The sequence below is a fragment of the Propionimicrobium sp. BV2F7 genome, from assembly GCF_000510445.1.
GTDB classification, from domain to species: domain Bacteria; phylum Actinomycetota; class Actinomycetes; order Propionibacteriales; family Propionibacteriaceae; genus Propionimicrobium; species Propionimicrobium lymphophilum.
The window spans coordinates 566,750-592,725 of sequence record NZ_AZIS01000003.1 but is presented as its reverse complement, the minus strand read 5'-3'; the positions used below and the strand labels follow the sequence as shown (position 1 = coordinate 592,725).

Below are 25,976 nucleotides of genomic sequence, written 5' to 3'. Positions count from 1 at the left end.
GCATGGCTTTTGACGTCAATGCGATTCGCGCTGACTTTCCGATCCTCGATCGCGAGGTAAACGGCTACCCGCTGGCCTACCTGGATTCTGCCAACACTTCGCAGAAGCCCCGGCAGGTCATCGAGGCCGTTGAGGCTCAGCTCGGTGCGCATAACGCTAACGTCGCTAGGGCCATGCACACGCTTGGGTCCGAGGCGACCTTGGCGTTCGAGGGGGCCCGTAAAAAGGTTGCCGAGTTCATCGGTGCCGACAGGCCAGAAGAGATCGTCTTCACCAAGAACGCTTCGGAGGCGCTGAACCTTGCTGCCAGTTCCCTGACCAAAGATCTCGGCCCCGGCGACGAGGTGGTGATCTCGGTTATGGAGCACCACTCGAACCTGGTCAGCTGGCAGCTCGCCTGCCGTCTTGTGGGCGCTAAGCTTCGTTGGTTCGATATCACAGACGACGGTCTGCTCGATCTTGAAAAGGCCGAGGCTGAGAACCTGATCAACGAGCGCACAAAGGTGGTCTCGCTGACTTGGGTGTCCAACGTTTTGGGCACGGTTAACCCGGTCGAAGAGATCGCCAAGAAGGCCCACGAGGTTGGCGCGGTGATGGTCGTCGACGGTTCCCAGGCGGTTCCTCAGCGACCGACAGACGTCAAGAAAATGGGCATCGACCTTTTGGCTTTCACCGGCCACAAGATGCTTGCGCCCACCGGCATCGGCGTCCTTTGGGGCCGTTATGAACTGCTGGAAAAGATGCCACCGTTCTTGGGCGGTGGAGAGATGATCCAGAAGGTGCGGATGGAGGGCTCCACATACATGCCCCCGCCGCATCGTTTCGAGGCAGGAACACCGCCCATCGCCGAGGCTGTAGGTCTTGGCGCCGCCATTGATTATCTAAGCGGTGTCGGAATGGAAGATGTTGCCGCTCACGAACACGAAATCACGTCTTTGATGCTTACCAAGCTGGCTGAGGTTGACGGCGTTCACGTGATGGGGCCCACAGATCCGAGCATCGATAGGGGAGCGGCTGTAGCGTTCACGGTGGACGGGGTTCACCCGCACGACGTCATGCAACTTCTTGATTCCAGGGGTGTGGCGGTTCGCGGGGGTCACCACTGCGCTGAGCCTCTGCACCACCGTCTTGGTATCCAGAGTTCATCCCGAGCTTCGGCTTATCTGTACACGAAACCCGAGGAGATCGACGCATTCATCGATGCTCTCGTTTACACCAGGGATTTCTTCACCAGGAGGAAACGATGAACGTTGAGCAGATGTATCAGGAGATCATCCTCGATCACTACCAGGAGAAACATAACAGCGGACTTCGTGAACCGTTCGGTGCCGAGGTGGAGCAGGTAAACCCCACTTGCGGCGACGAGATCACTTTGCGGGTAAACCTGGAAGGCGACAAGATTGCGGACGTTAGTTACGACTCCGAGGGTTGCTCTATCTCGCAGGCGTCCACTTCCGTTATGACCGATCTGGTGATCGGTAAGCCAATCGAAGAGGCTATGAGCCTTTACGAATACTTCCGCGAGATGATGGAAAGCCAAGGGGAGATGGCCCCCGATGAAGACAAGCTCGAAGACGGCATCGCCTTTATTGGCGTCGCACAGTTCCCAGGGCGAGTCAAGTGCGCGATGCTCGGCTGGAGTGCTTTGCGCGACGCGATTGCAAGGGCGTTGAGCGCCCAGGAAAAGGAGAACAAGTGAGCGAAGACACTCGTCCATCCGATCTAGTTAAAGACGATTTGCCCGATGCCCCCGGTAAGACTTGGGCTGAGGCCACCCAGGCCGAAAAAGAAACCGTGCTCTACGAGGCGCTCAAGGACGTCGTTGACCCCGAGTTGATGGTCAACATCGTCGACCTCGGATTGGTCTATGGAGTCGATATCGACGACGATCTGAACGTAACCGTTGATATGACCCTGACTAGCCCAGCTTGCCCACTGACCGATTATCTTGAGGCTGGCTGCCAGCAGGCCCTGAGCGGTCTTGCTAAGTCCGTAACGGTCAATTGGGTATGGATGCCGCCGTGGACGCTAGAGATGGTCACCGAAGATGGCCGCGAACAGCTGCGCGCCATCGGCTTCATGATCTAGCCTGTCGAATCCCCATCAAGCCTCTGGCTGGTTGGGGATTTCTTTGACCTGCGCGCTAGCATTTCGCAGGGAAGAATCTTCAAAAAAGGGGTGAGTGTGCTTTCAGCGAACAATCTTGAGGTGCGTATCGGTGCCCGACTTTTGCTGGAGCCTACCTCCTTCCGGATCAACCCCGGCGACAAAATCGGTTTCGTAGGCCGCAATGGTGCCGGTAAGACCACCACGATGCGTATTCTTGCCGGGGAGGGGCTGCCATCCGGCGGCAAAGTGTCTCGCTCGGGCACGATCGGCTATCTTCCGCAAGATCCTCGCGAGGCCGACATGGAGATGACTGCCCGCTCTAGAATTCTTTCGGCCCGAAATATTGAGGGTCTAGTGGCGCGGCTTCGTAAATTCGAGAAGCTGATCGCAGAGACCGAAGGCGACGAGCAATCCGACGCCATGGAACGCTACGCCCGTGCAGACGCAGAATTAGCGTCGGTGGGTGGCTACGCAGCGGAAGCAGAAGCGGCAAAGATCACCGCAAACCTTGGGCTGCCTGACAGAGTTTTGTCTCAGCCGCTACACGAGCTTTCTGGTGGCCAGCGTAGACGCGTGGAACTAGCTCGAATCCTGTTCTCGCAAGCCGATACGCTGCTTCTCGACGAACCCACTAACCACCTGGATGCTGACTCCATCGGTTGGCTGCGCGAGCATCTGAAGGCCTATCCGGGTGGCATTTTGATGATCTCCCACGACGTCTCCTTGCTGGGCGAACTTGCGAACAAGATCTACCATTTGGATGCCAACCGTTCCTGCCTGGATCAGTACTCGATGGACTGGGAACATTACTTGGCCCAGCGCGCTACTGATGAAAAACGACGCAAGCGCGAGAGAGAAAACGCGCAGCGCAAGGCAGCGGCACTCAAGGAACAAGCTGCCCACTTGGGAGCGAAGGCGACGAAGGCCGTCGCAGCTCAAAACATGGCGAAGCGTGCCGACAAGCTGCTCGCATCTGTCGAGCCTGAAAGGGCCAAAGACAAGGTCGCGAAGATCAAGTTCCCCGAACCCGCCCACTGCGGCAGAACCCCTCTTATGGGCAAGGACCTAACCAAGTTCTACGGTTCGCTGGAGGTATTTACCGGCGTCGATATCGCGATCGACAAGGGGTCACGAGTCGTCATCCTAGGTTTGAACGGTGCCGGTAAAACAACGCTGCTTCGGTTGCTGACGAAGATCGAAGAGCCGGACATCGGAGAAGTCATATACGGTCACGGTCTAAAACTCGGCTATTTCGCGCAGGAACACGATCTGCTTAATCCCGAAGAGAGCGTGCTCGAGAACATGATGCGCGCCGCAACCGAGATGAATGAGACCGACGCCCGCAAGGTACTCGGCTCCTTCTTATTTACCGGCGACGACGATCACAAGCCGGCGGGTGTGCTGTCCGGCGGCGAGAAGACTCGGTTGGCTTTGGCCTGTTTAGTTGTCAGCTCGGCAAACGTTTTGTTGCTTGATGAGCCAACCAACAACCTGGACCCCGCAAGCCGCGAAGAAGTTCTAAACGCAATCCGCGCGTACCAGGGCGCCATGGTTCTCGTCACGCATGATAGGGGAGCCGTCGAGGCGCTGAATCCGGACAAGGTGATCGTCCTTCCCGACGGTTCTGAGGATCTGTGGAGCGAAGATTACGCCGAACTCATTGAGCTTTCATAGGCTAGTGCGAGCTGTAGTCTGACAGATTCATCTGCAGGAGATAGATTTCATCGCGCAGTTCGGCAGCCTCCGCCCTAGTTATCAGGTCGTCCTCAAGAAGCTGCTGAACACAGCCCAACTCCAGCCGAAGAGCCTCGGCCTCCATCAGGTCGAGCTGCTCGGCAAGAGTGCGGCGCGCCCTAATCCCTACTTTTGCCGGCTGGTGGCCCTTGTCGGAGACGGCCTCATCGTCCTGCGCCGAGCGCTGCAACATTGCGAGCAGCCTCTGGTTGTCGCCCAAAAGATAGTCGATCGCCTCGTGTGGAATCTGCGGCTTCGGTTCAAGGCTATTCAGGTAATCGACAGAACGACGGCTGAGCGCGATTCGGGCGTCCCGAAGCTGGTGGGGTGTCGTCACCTCGTCGTGCTGGCTTCGGGCCGCACGGATCTCCTTTAGAGCGTGAACGATTCGCATCCAGACCCTGCGTAGCCCGATTCGAGAGGAGTATTTGTGGTTTGCGACCTGGATCAGCCGGTCTATAGTCTGGCCGATCGATTCGAAAACAACGTTGCTGATCTTGCCCTGCGCCAGCAGGTCGGATAGCCATTCGCGTTGTTTAAGCAACAAATTCAGGCGCAGCCTGCGAATCGCGGCGTCAAAATCCTTGCTCATGGTCAGCTCGGCTATCTCGTGGTTATAGCGGCCGATCAGCATCGAGACCGCCATCGGGTAGCGAGTGCCGAAATTGGCGTTGAGTGCCTCGACCAGATTACTCAAGACCATCGTCCGAACCTGGTTCGTTCGCTCTTGGCTCTGGCCCTTCGATTCGGCGGGCGAGAGCACAGGCAGCAGGAAGTTCGCCAGCAGCAGCGTGCAGAGAATTGTGCCCGACGCCAGGAAAATCAGCTCGTCGCGTATCGGTACTCCCGCGTCGTTGGTCAGCGTGACGGGCAAGGTCATGGCAATCGACAAGGTGACGGCGCCCTTCGGCCCGCCGAGCGTCGTCGTCAAGGCGCCCTTCAATAGCTGCCTGTAGTTGTGGACTCCCAGTAGCCGCCCAATGCGCATCATGTGCCAATCGAGAATCAAAACCCACATGAAGCGAAGTGTCACAACTATTGCCGTCAGCACCAACACCAGACCCGCCAGCGATAGCGGGTTTGTCGCGTCCTCCCAGGAATGGGTGAAGACGCTTGGCAGATGTGAGCCCAGGAAGACGAAGACTATGCCGTTTAAGATGAAGGCGATAACTTCCCAAACACCGTGGGATACCAGCGATACCCGGGCGGTATAGGCGGTTGCCCTGTTCGGCACTAAAGCGATCATCAAACCTGCCGCGACTACGGCGAGGATGCCAGAGACGCCGATCCCTTCGGCGAGTAGGAATATGACGAACGGGGTCAATATCTCGAAAGTGACGTGAAAGACCGTCGACTCAAGACCGATGCCCCTGACGCCGCGCAGTATCGCGAGCACCACTACGCCCATCACCACGCCGAACAGCAGTCCGCCGCCGAACGAAGCCGCGAATGCTCCCGCAGCGTTCGCCACAGAGAAGATGCCTGTCACGGCAGCCCCGACCGCGAATTGAAACGACACGATGCCAGAGGCGTCGTTAATCAGGGCCTCGCCAGAAAGCAACGCGGTTTGGCGTTCTGTGAGTTTTGTGCTTTTTGACAGCGCTGAGACCGCGACAGCGTCCGTCGGGCCCAGCGCGGCCCCGAGGGCGAGCCCGGCGGCGAGAGGGATGGACGGCGATATCCAGTTGAGTGCGAAGCCAACCGCGAAGACGCTTGCCACCACCAGGCCGATAGCCAGGGAAAGGATGCCCACGATATTTCGCATCAGCGCTCGTTTGGAAACCCGCCGGGACTCGTCGTAGAGCAGCGGAGCGATGAATATCACCAAAAACAGGTGCGAGTCGATGGTCATTTGGAAGGGCTCCCCGATAACTAGGGCGCCGACTACTCCCATGGCTATCTGGACGAGCGGCAGCGACAGCCTGGACAATAGCTGGTCGAGAATCGACGAGACCAAAACTATGGTGAATAGAACCAATATCAACTCAAACGCGTGCATGGTGGCCTTTCGCGGTGATCGATGAGTCCAGCCGATATTTTATCGCATCAAAACACGTAAATGCGGGTTAGTCTGCCGCTTGCCAATCTTGTAAGACGCTGGTTGGATCGTTCTCGTAGGCCTCGCCGAATCGAGCTGTCTGCTGTGGTGAGGGTTTCGAATCCTGCTCGTTTTGGACCTGTGAAACCGCGTTGTTCAACCTCTGCCAGAATGTTCCGGGACAGTTGATTTTTAAGAATATAATCATGCTGTTGATTTTGGACGGCAGCTTCTAAAATCGCATTCTTGTTTGTCGCGAAGCGTACGGCGATAATTGACGCTTCGAGCTCAGAAATCTTTTGATCGTGCCACGCGTCTGCCGCTTGGCTTGAGGAACTTTAAGGAGAACGAATGACCGAAACCTATACTGCCTGGACGGCATTGGTGGATCTCGGATTCATTGGGCTTTTGCTCTCGATAGGCGTTTTTCTTCGAGCCAGAATTCGTTTCCTACAGAATATGCTCGTGCCGGCAAGCGTCATCGCCGGACTGCTCGGTCTACTCTTGGGGCAAAACGTGCTCGGAGCTATAGCCCGAGAACATGGCTGGAAGATCGGCAGCCTGCAGTTCAACGGCATTCCGCTTTCTTCTCAGGTTTCGACTTATTCGTCAATTTTGATCGTGGTCGTATTCGCCTGCATGGCTTTAACGGATGACTTCGACGTTCGCAAGATCAACCGCTCCGTAGCGGGATTCGCCACTTACGGTGTCCTCATGTATTCGCTCCAGGTCGCGGTCGGCATGGGTCTTTGCCTTCTGGTCTTGAAACCACTTTTTGATTCTCCGGATTCGATCGGTCTGATGCTTTTCACCGGTTGGGCGGGTGGCTTCGGAACTGCTGCCGCGGTCGGCGACGTATTTAACGAGGCTGGTGACCCCGGCATGGCTTCCATCGCCTTCTCCTCTGCTACTGTGGGCCTGCTCGCGGGCGTTATCGGCGGAATTATCATCGCTAATATCGGTGCTCGTCGCGGTCAGGTCGAGGCCTTCAAGGGCATGGATTCGTTGCCGCAAGACATCAGGACGGGCATCCTCGACCAGACGGAGACTCGACCAGCAATCGGCACCCACACCTTCTCCGGTGGAACGGTTGAGTCTTTGACGTTCAATGTTGGCGTCATCTCGATCGCTTGCCTGTGCGCTTACGGCATTAATCAAGTCTTGAAGATGTGGCTGCCCGACATCAGCTTCCCGCTTTTCTCCATCTCTTTCGTGGTGGGCATCGTCATGCGGCTTGTGATGAACTCCACGAAGAGCTCTCACCTAATTGATACTGATTCGCTGCGCTCTATTTCTGGCATGGCTACCGACATCCTCGTCGTCTGCGGCATTGCGTCCATCGAGCCTGCATTCGTTAAAGACCACGTCGGCGCACTGGGCGTTCTTTTCTTGATTGGTTTGTTGCTTTGCGTATTCCTAGGTTTCGTTGTTGCGCCACGAATGATGGGAGACGGCTGGTTCGAGCGTCAGCTATTCACCTGGGGCTGGGCTACTGGAGCTGTTTCAACCGGATTGGCTCTGTTGCGAATCGTCGACCCTAAGCTCAAGTCGGGAACTATCGAACAGTTCGGTTACGCCTATATTCCCGTGGTGCCGGTTGAGATCGCCGCGGTATCGTTCGCCCCAATGTTGGTGTTGGCTTCTGCAAGCTGGGCGGTCGTGGGAGTCTGGGGAGGCCTAGCTGTCATAGCAATCTTCGTCGGTATCTGGCTCAGCAGGCATGGATCCAAGAAGTCAGCTCCGCTCGGCCATGTAGCAACCCTCGGCGGTAGTTTCGTCGGTGGTAAGAACGAGTTCGATTAGTGCAACCTTCATTTGGGTGTTAGGGAAGCGTTTGCTAGCGTAAAAGACATGTTGAAGTTCGGATTCATTCGTCGCCACGTTGACTTTGGTCGCGTGAAGTCGATGATGTGTTGCGACTGCATGCGCTAGTAAGCGCTCCTCTTTTTATCTTTCTTATTTTCTGTTTTTAAAAATTCAGGCTTTTTGCCTGTTGTTTCGCACACCCAAAAACGACTTTTTATACTCTAAGGATTTTCAATGACTTTTTACACAGACGCATCTCAAATCGTTGGCAAGACCCCTCTGCTCGTTGCGAAGAAGTACGCAGAAAAGGTCGGGGCTAATGCAGAGATCTTGACCAAGGTCGAGTCTTTCAACCCCGCTGGTTCTGTCAAAGACCGCATCGCGCTGGCCATGATCGAGGACGCCGAGAAGCGCGGCGTACTTAAGCCTGGCGCGCACATCGTTGAGCCGACCAGCGGTAACACCGGAATCGGTATCGCAGCTATCGGCACCGCGAAGGGTTACAAGGTGACCATCGTTTTGCCGGCCTCTCTGTCCGTGGAGCGCCGCGCCCTGATCCAGTCTTACGGCGCTGAGCTGCTGCTGACCCCCGGGTCGAAGGCCATCAAGGGAGCAATCGCTTACGTTGACGAGTGGAAGAAGCGCGACGATTCCATCGTCGTTCTCGGCCAGTTCACCAACCCTGCTAACCCGCGCGTTCACTACGAGACCACCGGTCCAGAGATCTGGGAGGACGCTGAGGGCAAGGTCGACGTCTTCGTCGCTGGCATCGGTACCGGCGGCACTCTGACCGGCGTTGGACGTTACCTGAAGGAAAAGAACCCAAACGCCTACATCGTTGGCGTTGAGCCCGAGACGAGCGCCATTCTCAATGGCGGCAAGCCTGGCCCGCACGCGATCCAGGGCATCGGCGCCGGATTCTCTCCAGAAACCCTCGACAACTCCGTTTACGACGAAGTGCTGGACATCTCGGATTCTGACTCCATCGAGCAAGCCCGGATCTTTGGCCAGAGCGAGGGTCTCTTCGTAGGTATTTCTTCTGGCGCCGCTCTGCAGGCCGCCCGTGTGCTAGCTGCACGTGAGGAGTTCGCAGGTAAGCGTATCGCCGTTGTCCTTCCCGACTCCGGCGACCGCTACCTATCCACCAAGCTCGGTGAATTCGCTCAGGCCGAGGAAGTCGATACCGAAAATTAATAGATAAACATCGATATAAGGCCCGGCTTCGGCCGGGCCTTTAACCATATTGTGGGCATAAATTTTCGGTATAACGAATAATCAATATGCTATAAGCGTGGAGAAAAAGAAATTTAGCCTGGGCCTGCTCCCCAGGATCTTGCTAGCAATTATTCTCGGCGTCGCCGTAGGTATGTTCCTGCCTTCCGAGATCGTTCGAGTTTTCGTTACCTTCAACTCGATATTTGGTAACTTCTTAAACTTTTTGATTCCGCTGATAATCGTTGGCCTGATCACTCCCGGTATCTCGGAGCTTGGGAAAGCTGCGGGGAAGTGGCTCGCCGTTACAGCTTTGATCGCTTACGGTTCTACGATTTTTGCAGGATTCATGGCCTTTGGGTCGTCCATGGCCGTGTTGCCTAGGTTGCTCAGCGGCAAGCACATTCAGGCGGTTGATAATCCTGAAGACTCCATGCTTCAGCCATACTTCACTATCGAGATGCCTCCGCTTCTATCCGTCATGACGGCTTTGGTGTTGGCCTTCGTCGTCGGCGTGGGGATTACTCGAATCAAGAGTGATGCCCTCTTCAAGGGATTTGTTGAGCTACGCGACATCGTGATCGCCGCGATCGAGAAGATCATTATTCCGCTGTTGCCGCTCTATATATTCGGCATCTTCTTGAATATGACCAATTCGGGGCAAGCCTTCGAGGTCATCGTCACTTTCCTCGGAGTGGTTGTCTTTGTCTTCATTCTGACGGTTATCCTGCTGCTGATTCAGTACGGAGTTGCCGGCATCGTCTCACACAAGAACCCGCTCAAGATGCTCAAAACCATGCTTCCGGCATACATGACTGCGCTAGGCACCTCTTCGTCCGCTGCGACCATTCCGGTCACTCTTCGTCAGGCCAGGAAGATGGGCGTGAGCGAGGCCGTTTCTGCATTCACGATTCCGCTGTTCGCAACGATCCACCTAGCCGGTTCGACGGTAAAGATCACGTCGTTTGCTATCGCTGTCATCATGCTATCGGGCGGCATGATTTCGCCTCACTTAATGGTCGGGTTCATTCTGATGCTCGGAATCACCATGGTTGCGGCTCCTGGCGTGCCGGGCGGTGCAATCATGACTGCGGCTGGACTCCTGGCGAGCATGCTCGGCTTCAACGAGGCTCAGGTCGGTCTGATGATCGCCACTTACATCGCAATCGATTCGTTCGGAACCGCTACGAACGTCACAGGCGACGGCGCCCTATCGATAATCACCGATGTACTGGTAGCTAGGAGCGAACGCAAGAATGCTAAGGAACAGCAAGCCAGCTAGTTTTTGCGATACCTGACAATAAAGAGCTTTGCTTTTTAGCGGATAACCGACGAGCAAGTGATCGACCAAACAGATAGGTTTGTTCTGTGAACGAAAAAACTTCTCGGGTTGCCGTCGTTACCGGCGGCAGCCGCGGTATTGGTAAGACAATCTGTGAAAAGCTGCTTGGCGAGGGTTACAAGGTGGCAAGCCTTTCCGGCAGCGGTAAGGCTCCGGAAGGTGCCCTCGGAGTAGCCTGCGATATCACCAATCAAGACGCCGTAGACGAGGCCTTCAAGAAGGTGGCTGACGAGCTCGGTCCGGTTGAGGTGCTTGTCGCTAATGCCGGCATCACGGAAGACGGCCTTGCGTTGAGAATGAACGAAGACTCTTGGCAGAAAGTCATCGAGGTCAATCTGACTGGTGTTTATCGATGCGTCAAGGCAGTTCTACGAACCATGATGAGGGCTCGGTTCGGCCGCATCGTATTGATGGGTTCGGTGGTCGGGCTCATGGGGTCACCCGGACAGCTGAACTACGCCGCTTCTAAAGCAGGCCTGATCGGCATGGCGCGCAGCCTGTCCAGGGAGGTTGGTTCACGGGGCATCACTATTAATGTTGTCGCTCCCGGGTTTATCGAGACTGACATGACCGACATTCTTCCCGATGACGTCAAGGCTGATTACAACAAGAGGATTCCTGTGGGCAGGATGGGCACCACCGAAGACGTCGCAAATGCCGTCAAATTCCTGGTCGCGGATGAGCAAAGCTACATCACTGGAGCGGTAATTCCCGTCGATGGTGGCATTGGAATGGGGCACTAAGAAATGATTCTTGAAGGCAAAAAGATTCTGGTAACCGGCGTCACGCTGGACACTTCGATCGCCTACGCGGTGGCGGATTTCGCCACTCAGCAGGGCGCCCAGGTGATCGTGTCTAACATTCCGCGTGCGGTTAGCCTGACCAAGCGTGTTGTGAAACACATTGATCCAACGCCCGAGGTTCTTGCCCTCGACGTCAACGACGATGAAGCGATGGCGAATCTTCCAGACCAGCTTCGTGAAAACGGCTTTGATCACCTGGACGGCATCGTCCACTCCATAGCCTATGCCAACCCCGAGAGGGCTCTTGGCGGCGCATTCTTAAGCACCCAGTGGGAGGATGTGGCTGTTGCTCTGCAGACTTCCGCGTTCTCGCTTAAGTCGCTAACCGTGTCTCTTCGTGAACTTCTGGGGTCTGGGTCATCCATCGTCGGTTTGACCTTTGACAACTCGCTTAGCTGGCCGTCGTACGACTGGATGGGCGTTGCAAAGTCCGCTTTGGAGTCGACCAGCCGCTATCTGGCTCGTTACCTTGGCCCGGATAACATTCGCTGCAACCTGGTGGCTGCAGGCCCGATCGACACGATCGCTAAGAAGGCGATTCCCGGGGAAGTTGACTTCAACAAGGTTTGGGCGGAGCGTGCTCCACTCGGCTGGAACGCTAAGGACGCCTACCCGGTTGGAAAGGCCGTTTGCGCACTGCTCTCCGATCTTTTCCCGGCAACCACCGGTCAAATGATTCACGTTGACGGCGGTCTTTCGTCCACCGGAGCCTAACCTTGCGGCCAGCTTGCCGAGGCGCTGATAGCGTCAAGACAGGCGGCTCTAAGGCTTCTTAACTGTTTCTCGCGCGCCAGCACGTTTCCCGTCGTTAGCGCGCGAGAAGTCGCCTTTAGCCCCTCATCTGCAACTTTTAGCAGAAACATTGCGCGGTCCAGCAGCCGTTGGCAGCGCGTGCTATACGCTTCGCCTAGATGCACAGAAAGGGCCTCGTCGGGGCGTGTCCCAGCCGGGTTGTCGATTGCCGCCAGCCTAGTCCCGATGGCTATAACTGCCTCCGAAAGGTTCCTGGATGCCTCGGCCGGTGAAATTGGGTACGTCGGGCGTTGCGCCTCTACGAGTAGCCATTGCATGGCAGGGCCGATCGGTTTCGGAAGCCACGCCATTTTTCCGTTCGCCTCGACGACTAGTGCTCCCGTTTCCATAGCTTGAATCAATGATTCCGAGGCCGAACGAAAGCCGCCATGTCGTCCTGGTGTCGGGGTGAGCAAAAACCACGGCCCAAGTCCTTGGTTCGCTGCCTTAGATAGCACCAGCCTGATGGGGATTAACTTTTCAGTTTCTAGCCCGCAAATTCCGTTCGGATCTGACACATGATGCGGCTGACCTGAACTAGTCCTGTCCATCAATCGAAGTCGTGCCTCCGCGACTGCAGCATCGACTTCTCCAAAATGAAGTGAATTGAGGACGCTGGCTAGGCGCAAAGCCTCCAGCAGATTTAGCTCGGTCAAGACTCCTCGATTTTGGTGAATGTAGCTGTGGGCTCAGTGTGTGAGAAATCGATTGGATGCGCAAACGCCCAATTCCTGTCGGTGACCATCCTGGCTACGATCAGGCCTGCCGCAACGGAAGTGATCCAAAGGGTTGCCGTCGTCAAGTTCGATAGCGCTTGCGTCATGTCTCCTTGGTTGAGCCAGTAGACGAAGCGGTAAATGGCGACTCCGGGAACGGTCGTCAAAGAGGCAGGAACCGTCAGGGTTATCCTCGGCAGCGCCCTGTCGAAACGGTTTATCACGGTGATTAATAGACCGATCAGCAGACCGCCGATGAAACATGCCAGGGGAGCTGGGGTGAGCTCGTGATGCGTGAGAATGAGCCTTGTAGTGTTGCCGAAGCAGCCGGCCAACGCGGCCCAGAAGATCATCTTCAGGTTTGAGTTGAACAAGATCCCGAATCCTGCCGTGCTGGCAAGCGTGGCGATGGCTGCGAATAAATACCAATTGCTAGGGACCGCATCGGGCTGTGACGGCAAAGGAGCCTGCCCGATGATCCATGACGCCAAACCGACTGGGGTTGCGGCAGCGAAGATGATTAAAAGCGCATAAGTAAGCCTGGAAAGGCCCGCCTGGATATCGAATCTACTTAGATCTAGTAGAGCCGAAAATAGTGGGAAACCGGGAATCAGGAACAGCACGGAGACGACGTGTCCGGTAGCGAATGTAGCGCTCGGAAGATGCCCGATCGCGCTTGCCGCCAGCGAGACCAGCGTATAGGTGAGGAACGCTGTAGCTGCCGCCAACCCAACCGTTCCCAACTGGTTAAAATGCTTCTTGGTCATGAGCACCCGAACCAGCTGACCGATCGCCGCTGCTAAGGCGACAATCCAAATCTGAGCGGGAGAGACCTGGTTCAACACTGCGAAACCACTGCACGCTACGCCCGCGGCAATCGCCTGAACCCAGACCGGCCAGCGCGGCGCCATCCTGAACTCTATTTCGTCGAGTTTATCGTTCAGATCTTCGAGCCTAAGCGGAGCAGCAGAGTGGCGAGTCAAATGCTCTAGGGCGGCGATCCTGGAAGAATCCACGCTTGGGTTTGCCTGGTTGGCAACTACCGTCCTAAACGTTTTACCTCTACGCAGCGTGCATGTGATCGAATTGATTGACACGTCCGCGTTTACCCCATCGAAATTCATCGCTCTAGCGACGCGCTTCATTCCGCGTAAGACTCGATAGCCACCGGTGCCGGCGCCCATCATCAGCATTCCAACGCGTAGCACCGCAAGCGCCTCTCGACCCATCCGCGTGCGGTTGATTTCCTGCTGAGTCATCTAGTCACTTTCAAAAAGCTCGCTCGGGGGAGGGACTCGCACGGAAAAGTTCATGCAGATACGCACGCACTCGAGCGACGGGTTGCTAAGTTAGCTAGATTTTACAATATGTCAGTGGTTGCAGAATTATCCTCGGTCAGCGTTAGGCGCGGTAACTCCTTACTCCTCGACGACGTGAATCTAGTCGTAGAAGAAGGTCAGCGCTGGTTGATCGTCGGGCCTAACGGGGCCGGTAAAACAACCATGCTGCAAATTTTGGCTGCCCAGATGCATCCAACTAGCGGAGTAGTTTCGCTGCTTGGCGAATACCTGGGGGCGGTAGACGTATTCGAATTGCGTCCGAGAATCGGAGTTACTTCCGCTGCGCTTTCACATCGCATTCCGAACAAGGAGAAGGTGCGTAACGTCGTCGTTTCGTCCGCCTACGGCATCATCGGACGGTGGCGCGAGGCTTACGACGAGATGGATTACGAGCGGGCGAATCAGCTCATGTCCGCTCTCATGATCGAGGATTTGGCGGATCGAACCTACGGAACGCTTAGCGAGGGCGAACGAAAGCGTGTCGAGATTGCTAGGGCCTTGATGTCTGATCCTGAGCTTCTGCTGCTCGACGAGCCTGGCGCTGGTCTGGACCTAGCGGGTAGGGAGATTCTGGTTGCAACTCTTTCCGATCTGTTCGCAAACCCATACGCGCCTGCCACCGTGTTGGTCACCCACCACCTGGAAGAGGTCCCTGAGGGTATTACGCACGCCATGCTTTTGGACAAGGGCAAAATCGTGGCTTCCGGGCCGATCGAGCAAGTACTGACCGACGAGTTGATGAGCAAGGCGTATCACATGCCACTCAGGGTCTTCTATGATGACGGCCGCTGGAGTGCCCGTGCGGTGCGGGCGGCCAGAGCAGATTGGAGCGTTTAGCCCCTGCGTCCGGGTTCTTGGTGCCACTCTTCGTCCTTAGCGGCGTAGTGGCTTGAGAGCGCGCCGCACGCTATCAGCTGCACCTGGTGGAAAACCATCAGCGGCAGTACGATTAGGCCTACACCACCCGAGAAGAGGACGCTAGCCATAGGGACTCCCGTGGCTAGCGATTTCTTTGTGCCACAGAATTGAATCGCTATCTGATCGGCGCGGTTAAACCCGAGAACTCGAGCTCCTTCCCAAGTTATCCAGAGCATGAAGGCCAGTACGACCACGCTGAAAATGCAGATGATTATCAGGTCATAGATGTTGGTTCTTCCCCAAATACCCTCATGGTGGCTTTGTGAGAAGGCCTTGTAGACAACAACCAAGATCGACGCCTGATCGAAGTATTTGAGCTTTGGATGTCTCGCTACGAAGTCTGCGGTCCACCGCCTAGAGAATTGTCCGAGCAGGAAAGGTAACAAGATCTGAGCCGCGATGTCCAAAATGGACGACGCCTGCAGCTTTAGCCCTGTGGTGCTCATTAGTAAAAGCGCAAGAACAGGTGTGATGAAGACCCCGAGCAAGTTAGATGCTGACGCGCTAACGATTGCCCCGGCGACGTTGCCCCTAGCGATAGAAGTGAAGTTGATCGACGATTGCACGGTTGATGGCAACAGACACACCCACAGCAGCCCGCGGTAGGTTTCGGTGCTGATCAGACCCGGCGTAAAAAAACCAATCAAAATGCCGATGATAGGGAACACCACATACGTGTAGCTGAGAATAGTGGCGTGCAATCGCCAGTGCTTTAGACCAGCAATCGTCTCCTCCGGCTTCAACCGAATGCCATAGAGAAAGAACAGGATGGCGATCATGATCTTCGCCAACCAATCAACTGCCCCCATGGCTGGTAAGGGAGCAGGAAGAAAAGTGCCCAAGAGGGCGAAGGCGATGATGCCGGTTAAAAACCAATCGATCTTTTTAAGCACCAGGCAAGCTTAAATCATCGCTGCTTCTTGGCTAAAGGGAATCGACTACTTCAACCTTCGGGTAGATCGGCTTCCAAGTGTTCTTGTAAACCTCCTCTATAGGGCTCGGCACCTCTTTTCGAGCCAACCCCTCGGCTTTGGCAGCTTCTACGACGGCTATTGCGACCTGCGCCGAAATGGATCTCAGATGGTTGATTGGCGGCAGTAGGGAGGCGCCCAGGCGGCGATCGGTCACGGCGTTGGCAACCGCAGAAGAGGCCGCAGCGATCATGTTATCCGAGACCTTTTCTGCCTTGCAGACGATCACGCCCAGCCCAATCCCTGGAAATACCAGCGCATTGTTTGCTTGGGCGATGTGGAAAGTCGTGCTCTTGTACTCAACAGGATTAAAAGGTGAGCCCGTAGCGATCAGCGCGCGCCCGTCAGTCCAATTGATCAAGTCTTCTGGGGTAGCCTCGGCTTTAGTTGTTGGATTGGAAAGCGGCATGATTATGGGTCGCTCGACCTTTTCGGCCATCTTCTTGACGATCTTTTCAGTAAAGGCGCCTGCCTGAGCAGAGGTGCCGATGAGAATCGTCGGCTGCGTGTTTTCCACGACTTCGGCGAGAGTTATCTTCCGTGGATTTTCCACGTCCCAGCCGGAAACTTCCTCGCGGCTCCTGGCGAACGGCGCCTGGAAATCTCTTAAGACGCCGTCCTCAACCAGTAGACCGCGGCTGGACAGACCCCAGAATTTGCTCCTCGCTTCCTTCTCGCTAATGCCTTCGGTCATCATCACATTAACTAGCTGGTTAGCGATGCCGATGCCCGCGCTACCAGCACCGTTTATGACGATTTGCTGCTCGCAGATCTTCGTCCCCGAGGACCTAATTGCAGACAAGATCGCTGCCACCACAACTGATGCGGTGCCTTGGATATCGTCGTTGAAAGAGCAGATCTCGTCGCGGTAGCGGTTCAAAATTCGGGTTGCGTTTCCAGCTGCGAAATCTTCCCAATGCAGCATCGCATTGGGGAATAGCTTCTTTACCGCCTTGACAAACTTGTTTATGAATTCGTCATATTCCTCACCCCGGACTCGCGGATGCTGCACGCCCAGGTAGGCAGGGTCGCTAAGTAGGTCCAGGTTGTCGGTGCCGGTGTCCAGCACGACCGGTAGCACGTGGTGCGGGTGGACGCCGGCAGCAGCGACGTAAACCGACAGCTTTCCGATCGTGATCGCGACGCCTCCGACACCCTGATCGCCGATCCCTAAGATGCCCTCGGAATCGGTGACGACAATCAACTCGATGTCTTCTGCCGGAGTGCGGTCTTGCAGCAGCGAAGACTCGATGAGCTCTGGGTTGTCAATGTCGAGATAAATGCCCCTCGGACGGTGGAACCAGTGGGAGTATTCCTGGATCGCCTCGCCAATCGTCGGGGTATAGATGATCGGCATCATTTCCTCGATGTGGTCGGTAAGGAGCCTGTAAAACAGAAACTCGTTGCGATCCCTCATCGAGTTCAGATAGGTGTACTTAGCCAAGTTTGTTGGCTCGGACTGGTACTGCTTGTAAACCCGGCGGATCTGTTCCTCCATGGACATGACGCCGCCAGGTAGCAGGCCGGTGATGCCTAGCGCAGCGCGTTCTTCATGCGTAAAAGCGGTGCCCTGATTAATCATGGGGTCGCTCAAAACGTCCCGACCGCGAAGCGCGATTTTAACCGTGTCGCGTTGTGGGCCTGGCAAAAAAAGAAACTCCCTGCGCATGCCCACAAGCTTAGGCTTATCCCTTGGGGGTTATCGGCCAATCCGCCGGATATAGGTGGTCAGTTTCCGCTTGTTTCTTATCCAGCTGGCGACGAGCCCTGGTGGAGAGGCGATCTCCGAAAACCATTCCGTTCAGGTGGTCTGTTTCGTGCTGAACGCAGCGTGCGAGCAAACCGGTGGCTTCGATGCGAACCGGATCACCGTTTTCGTCCTGTCCCTCGCAAATCGCGCGGTCTGTACGAGCCAGCGTCTGGTAGGCGCCGGGCCAGCTTAAGCAGCCCTCTTCAGTGGCATCGAGTTGGCGCTCTTTTCCTTCAGGCAGTGTGATCTTCGGGTTGCAGACGACGCCGGAATGCATTTTTCCGGTTTCGTCGGGGCAATTGAAAACGAAGATGGCGAGTGACTCGTCAACCTGCGGGCCCGCCAGTCCGACACCATCCGCAGCCTCCATGGTCGCAAACATGTCTGCGGCAAGCTGACGCAGATCTTCGTCAAAATCAGTGACGGGTTTTGTCTGTTGGTGCATCACCGGCTCGGTCCAGCGGGTAACCCTCCTGATTTTGCCCTTCTGTGCCCATTCACTAGGTGATGCCATCGAACGCTCCGAAAAATAGATGAATTTATTACCTGTTACTAGCAAAACTACTCTATCCGTGTTTCAAAGATTAACTATGCCCCCTCTGGCCTAGATTGAGTACATGTCCATGGAAAAACTCAAGCAGCAATTCGCCAGCGACCAGCGGATTCGGCTCGGTCGCTCGGTTCACACTGTTGATGCTTACTCGAGTGATATCCAGGACCTCATAGATTTTGTGTCTGGGCGGCATTCCGATTTTTCTCAGATAAGTATTGCTGATTTGCGTGCTTGGTTAGCCGCGATGAAGTCTGCAGGCGCTCAGCCCTCGACTCTGGCTAGAAGAATCGGTGCGGTAAGGACTTTTTTTCGCTGGCTACGTGAAAATGGGCACATCGAATCTGATCCAGCAAGCAAGCTGCAGACTCCAAAAGTGCCAAAACGCCTGCCAAATACCCTCACTCAAGACCAAATGCGAACCGTGCTCGACGCTGCAATCGACGCGATGATGACGGAAGACACACCTCAAAACAGGCGCGATGAGGCAATCCTTGAATTGCTTTATGCAAGCGGAATTAGGGTTAGTGAGTTGTGCGGGTTGGACATCGACGATCTGAATACTTCTCGGGGCACAGTGACCGTAATCGGAAAAGGAAACAAGCAGCGCAGCGTTCCGATCGGCGCCCCCGCTCAACGAGCGATCCAGAATTGGCTTCAGTCTCGGCAGCAATTAGCCACCGATAAATCTGGTTATGCGCTCTTTCTGGGGCTACGCGGCGGGCGAATAGATCCTCGAGTCGTTCGCAGGGTTGTGCACAATTCTCTCGATGCCCTACCGCAGGCACCTGACGTTGGCCCGCACGGTTTTCGCCACGCAATGGCGACGCACTTGCTTGAAGGCGGAGCGGACCTTCGTAGCGTGCAAGAGATGCTCGGACACTCCTCGCTGGCGACAACCCAGATTTACACACATATTACAAACGAGCGCTTGGTATCCGCATTCAAACAAGCGCACCCCAGGGCATGAAAATGGTCCCGACATAGTCGGGGCAAAAATCAAAATTGAGTTAGTTCTTTGCCAACGCCTTAAGCGCCTCGAGGGAAGCCTTTGCGTTGTTAATCGAGCCTTCGCCAGGAGCCGGCTCGCCATCGATCATGATGTCCTGCTCCAGCACGTAATAGCCGTCAAAGTTCGCCTCGTCGAGGGCAGTGACGATTGCCTTGAAGTCCATGTCGCCCTGACCGATCGGTGCGAACATGCTGGCCTTTACGCCCTCGGACCAAGTGATCTCTCCGGGAAGAAGCTTGTCGGTTATGTCCTTTGCGTGAACGATGTCGACACGGTTGGCGTAACGCTTGGCTAAAGCGACGACGTCTGCGCCGCCGCAAGCCATGTGGCCGGTGTCGAGACAAATATTCTTAATTATTCCCTGACAATTTGGCGAGGATTTATGAATTTTCCGTCACGGACCACGCTGAAATGAAGATGACATCCGGTTGAATATCCGGTAGTGCCAACAAAACCCACCACGTCACCTGACTTAACGCGTTGACCCGCGGCGACGTTGAATCCTTGTAGGTGGGAATATGAGGTCTCGTTTCCGGGGCTATCGGCTAGCACTACGCGGTTTCCATAGCCGGCTGTCATTTGCGCGAAGGTAACCACTCCGTCAGACCAAGCTTTGATCGGTGTTCCGCACGGAGCGCCAATATCGGTGCCATCGTGTATTTCGCTATTTCCCGTTATTGGATTTGTTCTGGGGCCGAATTCGCACGTGACCACGCCCGGAACAGGCCAGGGGCCCGAGGCTTCACTAGTCATCAAGCCTAGAGGCACTTTTCTTGGATGAGCATTCATCGGCAGTAGCCGCACTCGGCTCCCGTCTGTCCCGCCCAGCCAGTCTTGGGGATTTAGGTATTTGTCTTTGTCGAGAACGCCGAAGTGTAGGCAAGCTTCGCCCGGGCAACCTTGGTGCCCCTCAAGCAGTGATCCGATTTTGGCGCCAACTGACACTTGTTGTCCGGGCTCGACTGACGGGGAAACCGGTTGATACGTGGAGCGCAAGCCATCGGAATGCGTAATCGTAACCATCGTTACGCCCCCAACCTGGCCAACCCATGTAACTCTTCCGGCTGATGCAGCAAACACCTGCTCGCCTTTTGAGCCCGCAAAGTCAATTCCCCGATGACCCGCCGCCCAATTCTGTTCGGGTAAATCGAAAGCCCTGGTTATGGGTCCCGTCAGGGGAGGGACGCGGCTTGGGGAAGCAGCGGCGACGGACAGGCACTGGAGAAACAGGACGATAGAGCTGACCGCGGCCAAAAGTAGGCAGTTAAACTTGTTCACGAAATCATTTATTGTCTTAAAACTTCAGAATGTTCATTCGGACAACATCTATCTAGAAATCTGGCGTTGCACTGGTTTGGAATCCTCGCCTGACAATCCATACAATTGACGTGCGGTAGTTCGTCTATCGACAACGCGCACGCCAATCGGTGCTAATCCGGGCGGTGCCCAAGGTTCTCGATTATTCGAGTGGGCATGGTCGGCGTGCCAGGCGGCTGCGGAAAGTCCGTTGCCTTCAAAACCGAGAGGAAAACCCATGGCAGTGGTAACTGCGCGCCAGCTACTAGAAAACGGTGTGCACTTCGGCCACCAGACCCGTCGTTGGAACCCGAAGATGAAGCGTTTCATCTTCAACGAGCGCAACGGCATCTACATCATTGATCTTCGCCAGTCGCTGAAGTACATCGACAAGGCATACAACTTCGTTAAGGAAACCGTTGCTCGCGGCGGCCAGATCCTTTTCGTCGGCACCAAGAAGCAGGCCCAGGAGGCCATCGCAGAACAGGCAACCCGAGTCGGAATGCCTTACGTCAACCAGCGTTGGCTCGGCGGTATGCTCACCAACTTCCAGACCATCAACAAGCGAATTGCTCGCATGAAGGAACTGGAGGGTATGGACCTCGAGACCGTTAAGCCCGGTGGCTTCACCAAGAAGGAGCTTCTTGGCTTCTCCCGCGAGCTCGAGAAGCTGCAGAAGTCTCTCGGCGGTATCCGCGATCTCAGCAGGCTGCCGCAGGCTGTTTGGATCGTCGACACTAAGAAGGAGCACCTGGCGGTTGACGAGGCTCACAAGCTTCGCATTCCGGTAGTCGGCATCCTCGACACCAACTGCGATCCGGATGAGGTTGATTACCCGATTCCGGGCAACGACGACGCCATCCGTTCCGTCGCTCTGCTGACCCGCGTTATTGCTGACGCTGCCGCCGACGGTCTTGTCGAGCGTTCCAAGCAGAACACCGACGATCAGGCATCCGGCGAGCCCATGCCGGATTGGGAACGCGAGTTGCTGAACGCCGACGAGAATGCAAAGCCGGCTGAAGAAAAGCCCGCAGATGAGGCCAAAGAAGAGACCAAGGCCGAGGCCCCGGCAGCCGATAAGTAATTCGGTTTCGAAAGGAAAAACCAATGGCAATTAGTGTTGCTGATATTAAGAAGCTGCGCGACATGACCGGCGCAGGCATGATGGACGCCAAGAAGGCTCTCACTGAGGCCGATGGTGACATCGAGGCAGCCGTTGAGGTTCTTCGCGTTCGCGGCGCCGCTAAGGCTGCAAAGCGCACCGACCGTAGCGCGGACAACGGCCTCGTTGCTAACGAGGGTAACTGCCTGATCCAATTTGGTTCCGAGACCGACTTCGTCGCTAAGAGCAACGACTTCGTTTCGCTAGGCGACCAGATCGTCAAGGCTGCCGAGTCCGTTAAGGCTAACTCTCCGGAAGAGGTCCTGGAGCTTGACCTGGGTGGCGAGACCATTCAGACCCGCATCGAGGATCTGCGCAACCGCATCGGTGAGAAGATCGAGCTGGCTAAGGTAGCCACCTTCGAGGACCCGACCCACGTCTACCTGCACCGTCGCGACCCGAACCTGCCTCCGCAGGTCGGCGTCATGGTTCAGTACGAGGGGGACGATGTCGACTTCGTTCACCAGGTAGCCATGCAGATCGCTTCCATGCGTCCTGATTACCTCTCCCGCGAAGATATCCCGGCTGAGGTCATCGAGCGCGAAGAGCGCATCGCCACTGAGACCGCTCAGGAAGAGGGCAAGCCCGAAAAGATCATCCCTAGGATCGTCGAAGGCCGTGTCAACGCTTTCGTTAAGGACTTCACCCTGCTGGAGCAGGCCTCGCTTCTTGACGACAAGAAGACTGTTGGCCAGTTGGCTAAGGAGAACGGCGTTACCATCAAGAAGTTCGTTCGCTTCTCCGTTGGTGGCTAATTAAATCCTTATCAACCGGGGCGGTTCCATTTGGAGCCGCCCCGGTTTGTTATGCCCACAACTAGGACTCTTAACCTACTAACGGCTAAAGTTAACCAAGAAGCTTTTAATCGAAGACTTGGAGGAACCGTGCCGCAACCCTACAAGCGGGTATTACTGAAACTGTCAGGCGAAGCGTTTGGTGGTGGCCAACTCGGGGTTGACCCCCAAGTGGTATCCAGGGTGGCTGAGGAGATCGCCAGCATCGTCGAAAACGGAACGCAGGTTTCCGTCGTCGTTGGCGGCGGCAACTACTTCCGCGGCGCGGAACTGACTAAGGGCGGAATGGACCGCGACCGTGCAGACTACATGGGCATGCTCGGCACCGTGATGAACGCTCTGGCGCTGCAAGACTTCTGCGAGAAAACAGGTGTTCCGACCAGGGTGCAGACCGCAATCACAATGGGTCAAGTCGCAGAGTCATACATTCCGCGCAGGGCGGAGCGTCACATGGAGAAGGGTCGCGTTGTCATCTTTGGCGCAGGCTCTGGTATGCCATATTTCTCCACGGACACCGTAGCCGCACAGCGCGCGCTCGAGATCGGTGCAGAGGTTCTCCTGATGGGCAAGAACGGCGTAGACGGGGTCTACGATTCCGATCCTCGTGTAAACCCGGATGCAAAGCGTTACGAGACTCTCAGCTACGACGAATTCCTGGCAAAGAACCTGAAGATAGCGGATGCCACGGCGATCAGCCTTGCCCGCGACAACAATCTGGACATGGTCTTCTTCCAGCTCGATCAGCCGGGCAATATCGCCCGTGTGGTTAACCGCGAAGACATCGGCACTCTGGTTCGCCCATAAATATTTTCGCTAGCCACCGATAGGCTTGCATTAACGACAAGTAAGAGGTTTAGAAAATGATTGATGAAACTATCAAAGACGTCCGAAAGAAGATGGCGTCTGCAATTGAGTTCGCTAAGACTGATTTCTCCAAGGTACGCACTGGTCGCGCGACTCCGGCGATGTTCAATCAGTTGACCGCTGAATACTATGGAACTCCGACTCCGCTTCAGCAGCTGGCCACTTTCAAGTCTCCAGAGCCACGCGTCATGATGATCACTCCGTTCGATCGCGGTTGCATCAACGAGATCGAGAAGGCAGTGCGCAACTCCGACTTAGGCGTTAACCCGGCTGTGGACGGTAATGCCGTTCGCGTCGTGTTCCCCGAGCTAACCGAAGATCGCCGCAAGGAATACATCAAGATCGTCCGCGACAAGGCAGAAGATGCCAAGGTAGTTATCCGCAACCATCGTCGCTCTGCTATGGACGTAATAAAGAAGGCCGAGAAGGACGGCGACATCGGCGAGGACGACGCTCGTCGTGGTGAGAAGCAGATCGAGGACGAGACCAAGAAGTTCACCAACCAGGTTGACGAATTGCTGAAGGCCAAAGAGGCCGAACTGATGGAAGTCTAAGGTTTGAATTCGCCCAAAACGCCGCAATCCAGACGCAAGAAAAGTGCTGGCCGCAATCTTCCGGCAGCAATTGCCGTAGCGTCTGGTTTGCTGGTCTGGATATTTTCCGGTTTGCTTTGGCAACCCTGGATTTTCGTGTCTTTCTGGGCCACGGCTTTATTCGCTGGGTCCTGGGAAGTCCTTCGAGCTTTGGACAAGCTCGAGATGCATGGAGAGCGGCTCCCGATTTTGATCGGTGTTCCGCTTTCCGTTGCAGCCGGTTACGGCTTTAGCGTGTGGCAAAACAGCAGCAACGGATTGGTTGCTGTTTTCGCCATCCTGCTTTTCACATCTCTCTTCGCGCTTTTCGGCCATCTTAGGAGGGGCGCGGAGAATTTCGTGAAAGATGCCTCTGCGTCTTTTTTCACGATCGGCTACTTGGGCATTCTTGGTGCCCCTGCTGGCTTGCTGCTCGCACAACCCGATGGTGGGTTGAGGCTGGTATTTTTATTCGCTTGCGTTCCGTGCAGCGACACCGGAGCTTACTTGTTCGGTTCGCTTTTCGGTAAGCGGAAGCTGGCGCCCAAGATCAGCCCAGGAAAGACCTGGGAGGGCTTGTTCGGTGGGTTGTTGAGCTCGGCAGCTATCGGTGCGGTATTGGCCGAGCTGCTGATTGATTCGCAGTGGTACGTGGGCGTAGCAATCGGCCTGGTGCTCGGGCTTACCGCCACCTTGGGCGATCTGGTCGAGTCGATGGTTAAGCGAAATACCGGCCTTAAGGACATGAGCAATCTGTTGCCTGGGCACGGGGGAGCGATGGACAGGTTGGATTCTCTGCTCGCTTCCGCGCCCGTGCTCTGGCTGCTGATGTACCTGTTGGTTTAGTTTTTGAATGCGTGAATCGGGGCGGGGATTCGTCCTCCGCGTCCGATCATCTTTTCGCAAGATGCAGAACTAACCTTCATGATCGGCGCGTGCCCAAGTAGTCCGCCGAATTCGACCTCGTCGCCAACCTTCATGCCCGGCACAGGGATGACGCGCACGGCTGTGGTCTTGTTGTTCATGATGCCGATCGCTGCCTCGTCTGCGATGATGCCCGAAATGCTCGCTGCCGAGGTGTCTCCGGGGATGGCGATCATGTCAAGGCCGACGGAGCAAATGGCTGTCATTGCTTCCAGCTTCTCGATGGTCAGCACGCCCTCGTTGACGGCGTCGATCATTCCGGCGTCCTCGCTAACAGGTATGAAGGACCCGGAAAGCCCACCGACGTGGCTGCATGCCATCATTCCGCCCTTCTTGACCGCGTCGTTTAGCAGTGCAAGGGCCGCGGTGGTCCCCGGACCGCCGACGCGTTCCAGGCCGATTTCTTCTAGAATCTCCGCGACGGAGTCGCCTACAGCAGGTGTTGGCGCAAGAGAAAGATCGACGATGCCGAAGTCGACGCCGAGCCTTTCAGCCGCCAAAGTGCCAACCAGCTGGCCCATCCTGGTGACCTTAAACGAGGCCTTCTTGATGGTTTCTGCAAGGCCGCCCATAGTTGCGTCGGGGGCAGCGTCCACTGCGCTCTTGATGACGCCCGGGCCGGAAACGCCCACGCTAATTACACAGTCGGCCTCTTCGACGCCGTGGAATGCTCCCGCCATAAACGGGTTGTCGGACACCGCATTTGCGAACACCACGAGTTTGGCTGCGCCAAAGCCGTTTTCGGTGGCGGAGGCCACGTCCTTGATGATGCGCCCCATGCGGCCCACAGTGTCCATGTTGATGCCCGCGCGCGAAGAGCCAATCGCAACGCTGCCACAAACGAGATCGGTTTCGTTGAGGGCCTGCGGCAACGAGTTGATCAGCGCGAGATCGGAGCCAGTAGCTCCCTTTTCCGTTAGCGCAGAGAAGCCGCCGATGAAGTTGACTCCGCAGGCTTTCGCTGCACGGTCTAGGGCCTTAGCAAACGGTGTCAGGTCGTTGGCCCTGCTCGCAGCTGCGACGATGGCAATGGGCGTCACAGAGATGCGTTTGTTGATGATCGGGATACCGAGTTCCGCCTCGATTTTCTCGCAGGTCTCAAGGAGCTTCTCGGCCCTGCTGGTGATCTTGTCATAGATGCGATCACATGCGGAATCTACGTCCGTCGCGGCGCAATCCAGCAGCGAAATGCCCATGGTGACCGTTCGAATATCTAGCCGATATTCGTCGATCATCCGTACTGTTTCAAGAACGTTTTCGAATGTCGCCAT

24 protein-coding genes and 1 pseudogene are annotated in these 25,976 nt (G+C 55.9%); 16 read left to right on the top strand and 9 right to left on the bottom strand.

Features of this window, described 5'->3' with window-relative positions; translation table 11 throughout:
• Positions 1–2 precede the first annotated feature (2 nt).
• The 4 genes from HMPREF1255_RS03645 to HMPREF1255_RS03630 all read left to right on the top strand — a co-directional run bounded on the left by HMPREF1255_RS03645 (position 3) and on the right by HMPREF1255_RS03630 (position 3,783).
• Positions 3–1,247: an aminotransferase class V-fold PLP-dependent enzyme gene (locus HMPREF1255_RS03645; RefSeq protein ID WP_016455772.1), complete on the top strand. Its 1,245-nt coding sequence runs from the start codon at positions 3–5 to the stop codon at positions 1,245–1,247.
• The gene (sufU, locus tag HMPREF1255_RS03640; RefSeq protein ID WP_016455773.1) at positions 1,244–1,699 is read left to right on the top strand and encodes a Fe-S cluster assembly sulfur transfer protein SufU; all 456 of its coding nucleotides are present in this window, start codon (positions 1,244–1,246) and stop codon (positions 1,697–1,699) included. Before HMPREF1255_RS03645 ends, sufU begins: the two co-directional genes overlap by 4 nt.
• 95 nt (positions 1,700–1,794) lie before the next feature.
• Positions 1,795–2,088: a metal-sulfur cluster assembly factor gene (locus HMPREF1255_RS03635; RefSeq protein ID WP_369793283.1), complete on the top strand. Its 294-nt coding sequence runs from the start codon at positions 1,795–1,797 to the stop codon at positions 2,086–2,088.
• Between the two features lie 96 nt (positions 2,089–2,184).
• Positions 2,185–3,783, top strand: coding sequence for an ABC-F family ATP-binding cassette domain-containing protein (locus HMPREF1255_RS03630; protein WP_024110935.1), 1,599 nt, complete (start codon positions 2,185–2,187; stop codon positions 3,781–3,783).
• 1 nt (position 3,784) lies between these two features.
• Here HMPREF1255_RS03630 and HMPREF1255_RS03625 read toward each other — a convergent pair whose 3' ends face one another.
• Entirely contained in the window at positions 3,785–5,842 is a 2,058-nt protein-coding gene (locus HMPREF1255_RS03625) for a sodium:proton antiporter (RefSeq protein WP_024110952.1), read from the bottom strand.
• A 390-nt stretch (positions 5,843–6,232) separates the two neighbouring features.
• Between HMPREF1255_RS03625 and HMPREF1255_RS03615 the strand changes: the two genes are divergently transcribed.
• From HMPREF1255_RS03615 to fabI, 5 genes are all read left to right on the top strand, one after another.
• Positions 6,233–7,684, top strand: coding sequence for a sodium/glutamate symporter (locus HMPREF1255_RS03615; RefSeq protein WP_024110857.1), 1,452 nt, complete (start codon positions 6,233–6,235; stop codon positions 7,682–7,684).
• A gap of 237 nt (positions 7,685–7,921) precedes the next feature.
• Positions 7,922–8,881: a cysteine synthase A gene (gene cysK, locus HMPREF1255_RS03610; RefSeq protein WP_016455778.1), complete on the top strand. Its 960-nt coding sequence runs from the start codon at positions 7,922–7,924 to the stop codon at positions 8,879–8,881.
• 97 nt (positions 8,882–8,978) lie between these two features.
• Positions 8,979–10,181, top strand: a complete 1,203-nt coding sequence (locus HMPREF1255_RS03605; protein ID WP_024110849.1) for a dicarboxylate/amino acid:cation symporter — start codon at positions 8,979–8,981, stop codon at positions 10,179–10,181.
• 86 nt (positions 10,182–10,267) lie between these two features.
• Positions 10,268–10,984, top strand: coding sequence for a 3-oxoacyl-[acyl-carrier-protein] reductase (fabG, locus tag HMPREF1255_RS03600; protein WP_016455780.1), 717 nt, complete (start codon positions 10,268–10,270; stop codon positions 10,982–10,984).
• Positions 10,985–10,987: 3 nt separating this feature from the next.
• Positions 10,988–11,758 (top strand): enoyl-ACP reductase FabI, encoded by a 771-nt coding sequence (gene fabI / locus HMPREF1255_RS03595; protein ID WP_016455781.1) that lies wholly within the window; start codon positions 10,988–10,990, stop codon positions 11,756–11,758.
• Here fabI and HMPREF1255_RS03590 read toward each other — a convergent pair.
• A complete protein-coding gene (locus tag HMPREF1255_RS03590) occupies positions 11,755–12,186 on the bottom strand; it encodes a hypothetical protein (protein WP_036916824.1) in 432 nt (143 codons plus the stop codon). The genes fabI and HMPREF1255_RS03590 overlap by 4 nt on opposite strands.
• 302 nt (positions 12,187–12,488) lie before the next feature.
• Positions 12,489–13,811, bottom strand: a complete 1,323-nt coding sequence (locus tag HMPREF1255_RS03585; protein WP_024110666.1) for a threonine/serine exporter ThrE family protein — start codon at positions 13,809–13,811, stop codon at positions 12,489–12,491.
• Positions 13,812–13,919: 108 nt separating this feature from the next.
• On the opposite strand from HMPREF1255_RS03585, the gene HMPREF1255_RS03580 reads away from it, so the two are divergent.
• The gene (locus HMPREF1255_RS03580; RefSeq protein WP_016455784.1) at positions 13,920–14,729 is read left to right on the top strand and encodes an ABC transporter ATP-binding protein; all 810 of its coding nucleotides are present in this window, start codon (positions 13,920–13,922) and stop codon (positions 14,727–14,729) included.
• Here HMPREF1255_RS03580 and HMPREF1255_RS03575 read toward each other — a convergent pair.
• The 3 genes from HMPREF1255_RS03575 to def are packed head-to-tail and all read right to left on the bottom strand — an operon-like array spanning position 14,726 to position 18,045.
• Positions 14,726–15,703: a bile acid:sodium symporter family protein gene (locus HMPREF1255_RS03575; RefSeq protein WP_016455785.1), complete on the bottom strand. Its 978-nt coding sequence runs from the start codon at positions 15,701–15,703 to the stop codon at positions 14,726–14,728. The genes HMPREF1255_RS03580 and HMPREF1255_RS03575 overlap by 4 nt on opposite strands.
• Positions 15,704–15,734: 31 nt before the next feature.
• On the bottom strand, positions 15,735–17,450 hold the full coding sequence (locus HMPREF1255_RS03570) for an NAD-dependent malic enzyme (RefSeq protein WP_016455786.1): 1,716 nt from the start codon (positions 17,448–17,450) through the stop codon (positions 15,735–15,737).
• A 16-nt stretch (positions 17,451–17,466) separates the two neighbouring features.
• Entirely contained in the window at positions 17,467–18,045 is a 579-nt protein-coding gene (gene def, locus HMPREF1255_RS03565) for a peptide deformylase (RefSeq protein ID WP_016455787.1), read from the bottom strand.
• Positions 18,046–18,148: 103 nt separating this feature from the next.
• On the opposite strand from def, the gene HMPREF1255_RS03560 reads away from it, so the two are divergent.
• Entirely contained in the window at positions 18,149–19,051 is a 903-nt protein-coding gene (locus tag HMPREF1255_RS03560; RefSeq protein ID WP_024110827.1) for a tyrosine recombinase XerC, read from the top strand.
• A gap of 40 nt (positions 19,052–19,091) precedes the next feature.
• Here the strand turns inward: HMPREF1255_RS03560 and HMPREF1255_RS03555 are convergent.
• Both HMPREF1255_RS03555 and HMPREF1255_RS09370 read right to left on the bottom strand, forming a co-directional pair.
• Positions 19,092–19,439 (bottom strand): annotated as a pseudogene (locus HMPREF1255_RS03555) (sugar phosphate isomerase/epimerase family protein); the annotation flags it as partial.
• A gap of 8 nt (positions 19,440–19,447) precedes the next feature.
• Positions 19,448–20,371, bottom strand: a complete 924-nt coding sequence (locus tag HMPREF1255_RS09370; RefSeq protein WP_016455790.1) for a M23 family metallopeptidase — start codon at positions 20,369–20,371, stop codon at positions 19,448–19,450.
• Positions 20,372–20,627: 256 nt separating this feature from the next.
• Between HMPREF1255_RS09370 and rpsB the strand changes: the two genes are divergently transcribed.
• The 5 genes from rpsB (at position 20,628) to HMPREF1255_RS03525 (ending at position 24,627) form a co-directional block, all read left to right on the top strand.
• Positions 20,628–21,473: a 30S ribosomal protein S2 gene (gene rpsB, locus HMPREF1255_RS03545; RefSeq protein WP_024110651.1), complete on the top strand. Its 846-nt coding sequence runs from the start codon at positions 20,628–20,630 to the stop codon at positions 21,471–21,473.
• A 23-nt stretch (positions 21,474–21,496) separates the two neighbouring features.
• On the top strand, positions 21,497–22,306 hold the full coding sequence (tsf, locus tag HMPREF1255_RS03540) for a translation elongation factor Ts (RefSeq protein ID WP_016455792.1): 810 nt from the start codon (positions 21,497–21,499) through the stop codon (positions 22,304–22,306).
• A gap of 129 nt (positions 22,307–22,435) precedes the next feature.
• Positions 22,436–23,149: a UMP kinase gene (gene pyrH, locus HMPREF1255_RS03535; RefSeq protein WP_016455793.1), complete on the top strand. Its 714-nt coding sequence runs from the start codon at positions 22,436–22,438 to the stop codon at positions 23,147–23,149.
• A gap of 56 nt (positions 23,150–23,205) precedes the next feature.
• The gene (frr, locus tag HMPREF1255_RS03530) at positions 23,206–23,763 is read left to right on the top strand and encodes a ribosome recycling factor (RefSeq protein WP_016455794.1); all 558 of its coding nucleotides are present in this window, start codon (positions 23,206–23,208) and stop codon (positions 23,761–23,763) included.
• A 3-nt stretch (positions 23,764–23,766) separates the two neighbouring features.
• Complete coding sequence (locus HMPREF1255_RS03525) at positions 23,767–24,627, top strand: phosphatidate cytidylyltransferase (protein ID WP_024110654.1); 861 nt, start codon at positions 23,767–23,769, stop codon at positions 24,625–24,627.
• On the opposite strand, the gene HMPREF1255_RS03520 is transcribed toward HMPREF1255_RS03525, so the two are convergent.
• Positions 24,624–25,976 carry a PFL family protein gene (locus tag HMPREF1255_RS03520; RefSeq protein ID WP_024110913.1) on the bottom strand — a complete coding sequence of 451 codons (1,353 nt, stop codon included), beginning with the start codon at positions 25,974–25,976 and terminating at the stop codon, positions 24,624–24,626. The genes HMPREF1255_RS03525 and HMPREF1255_RS03520 overlap by 4 nt on opposite strands.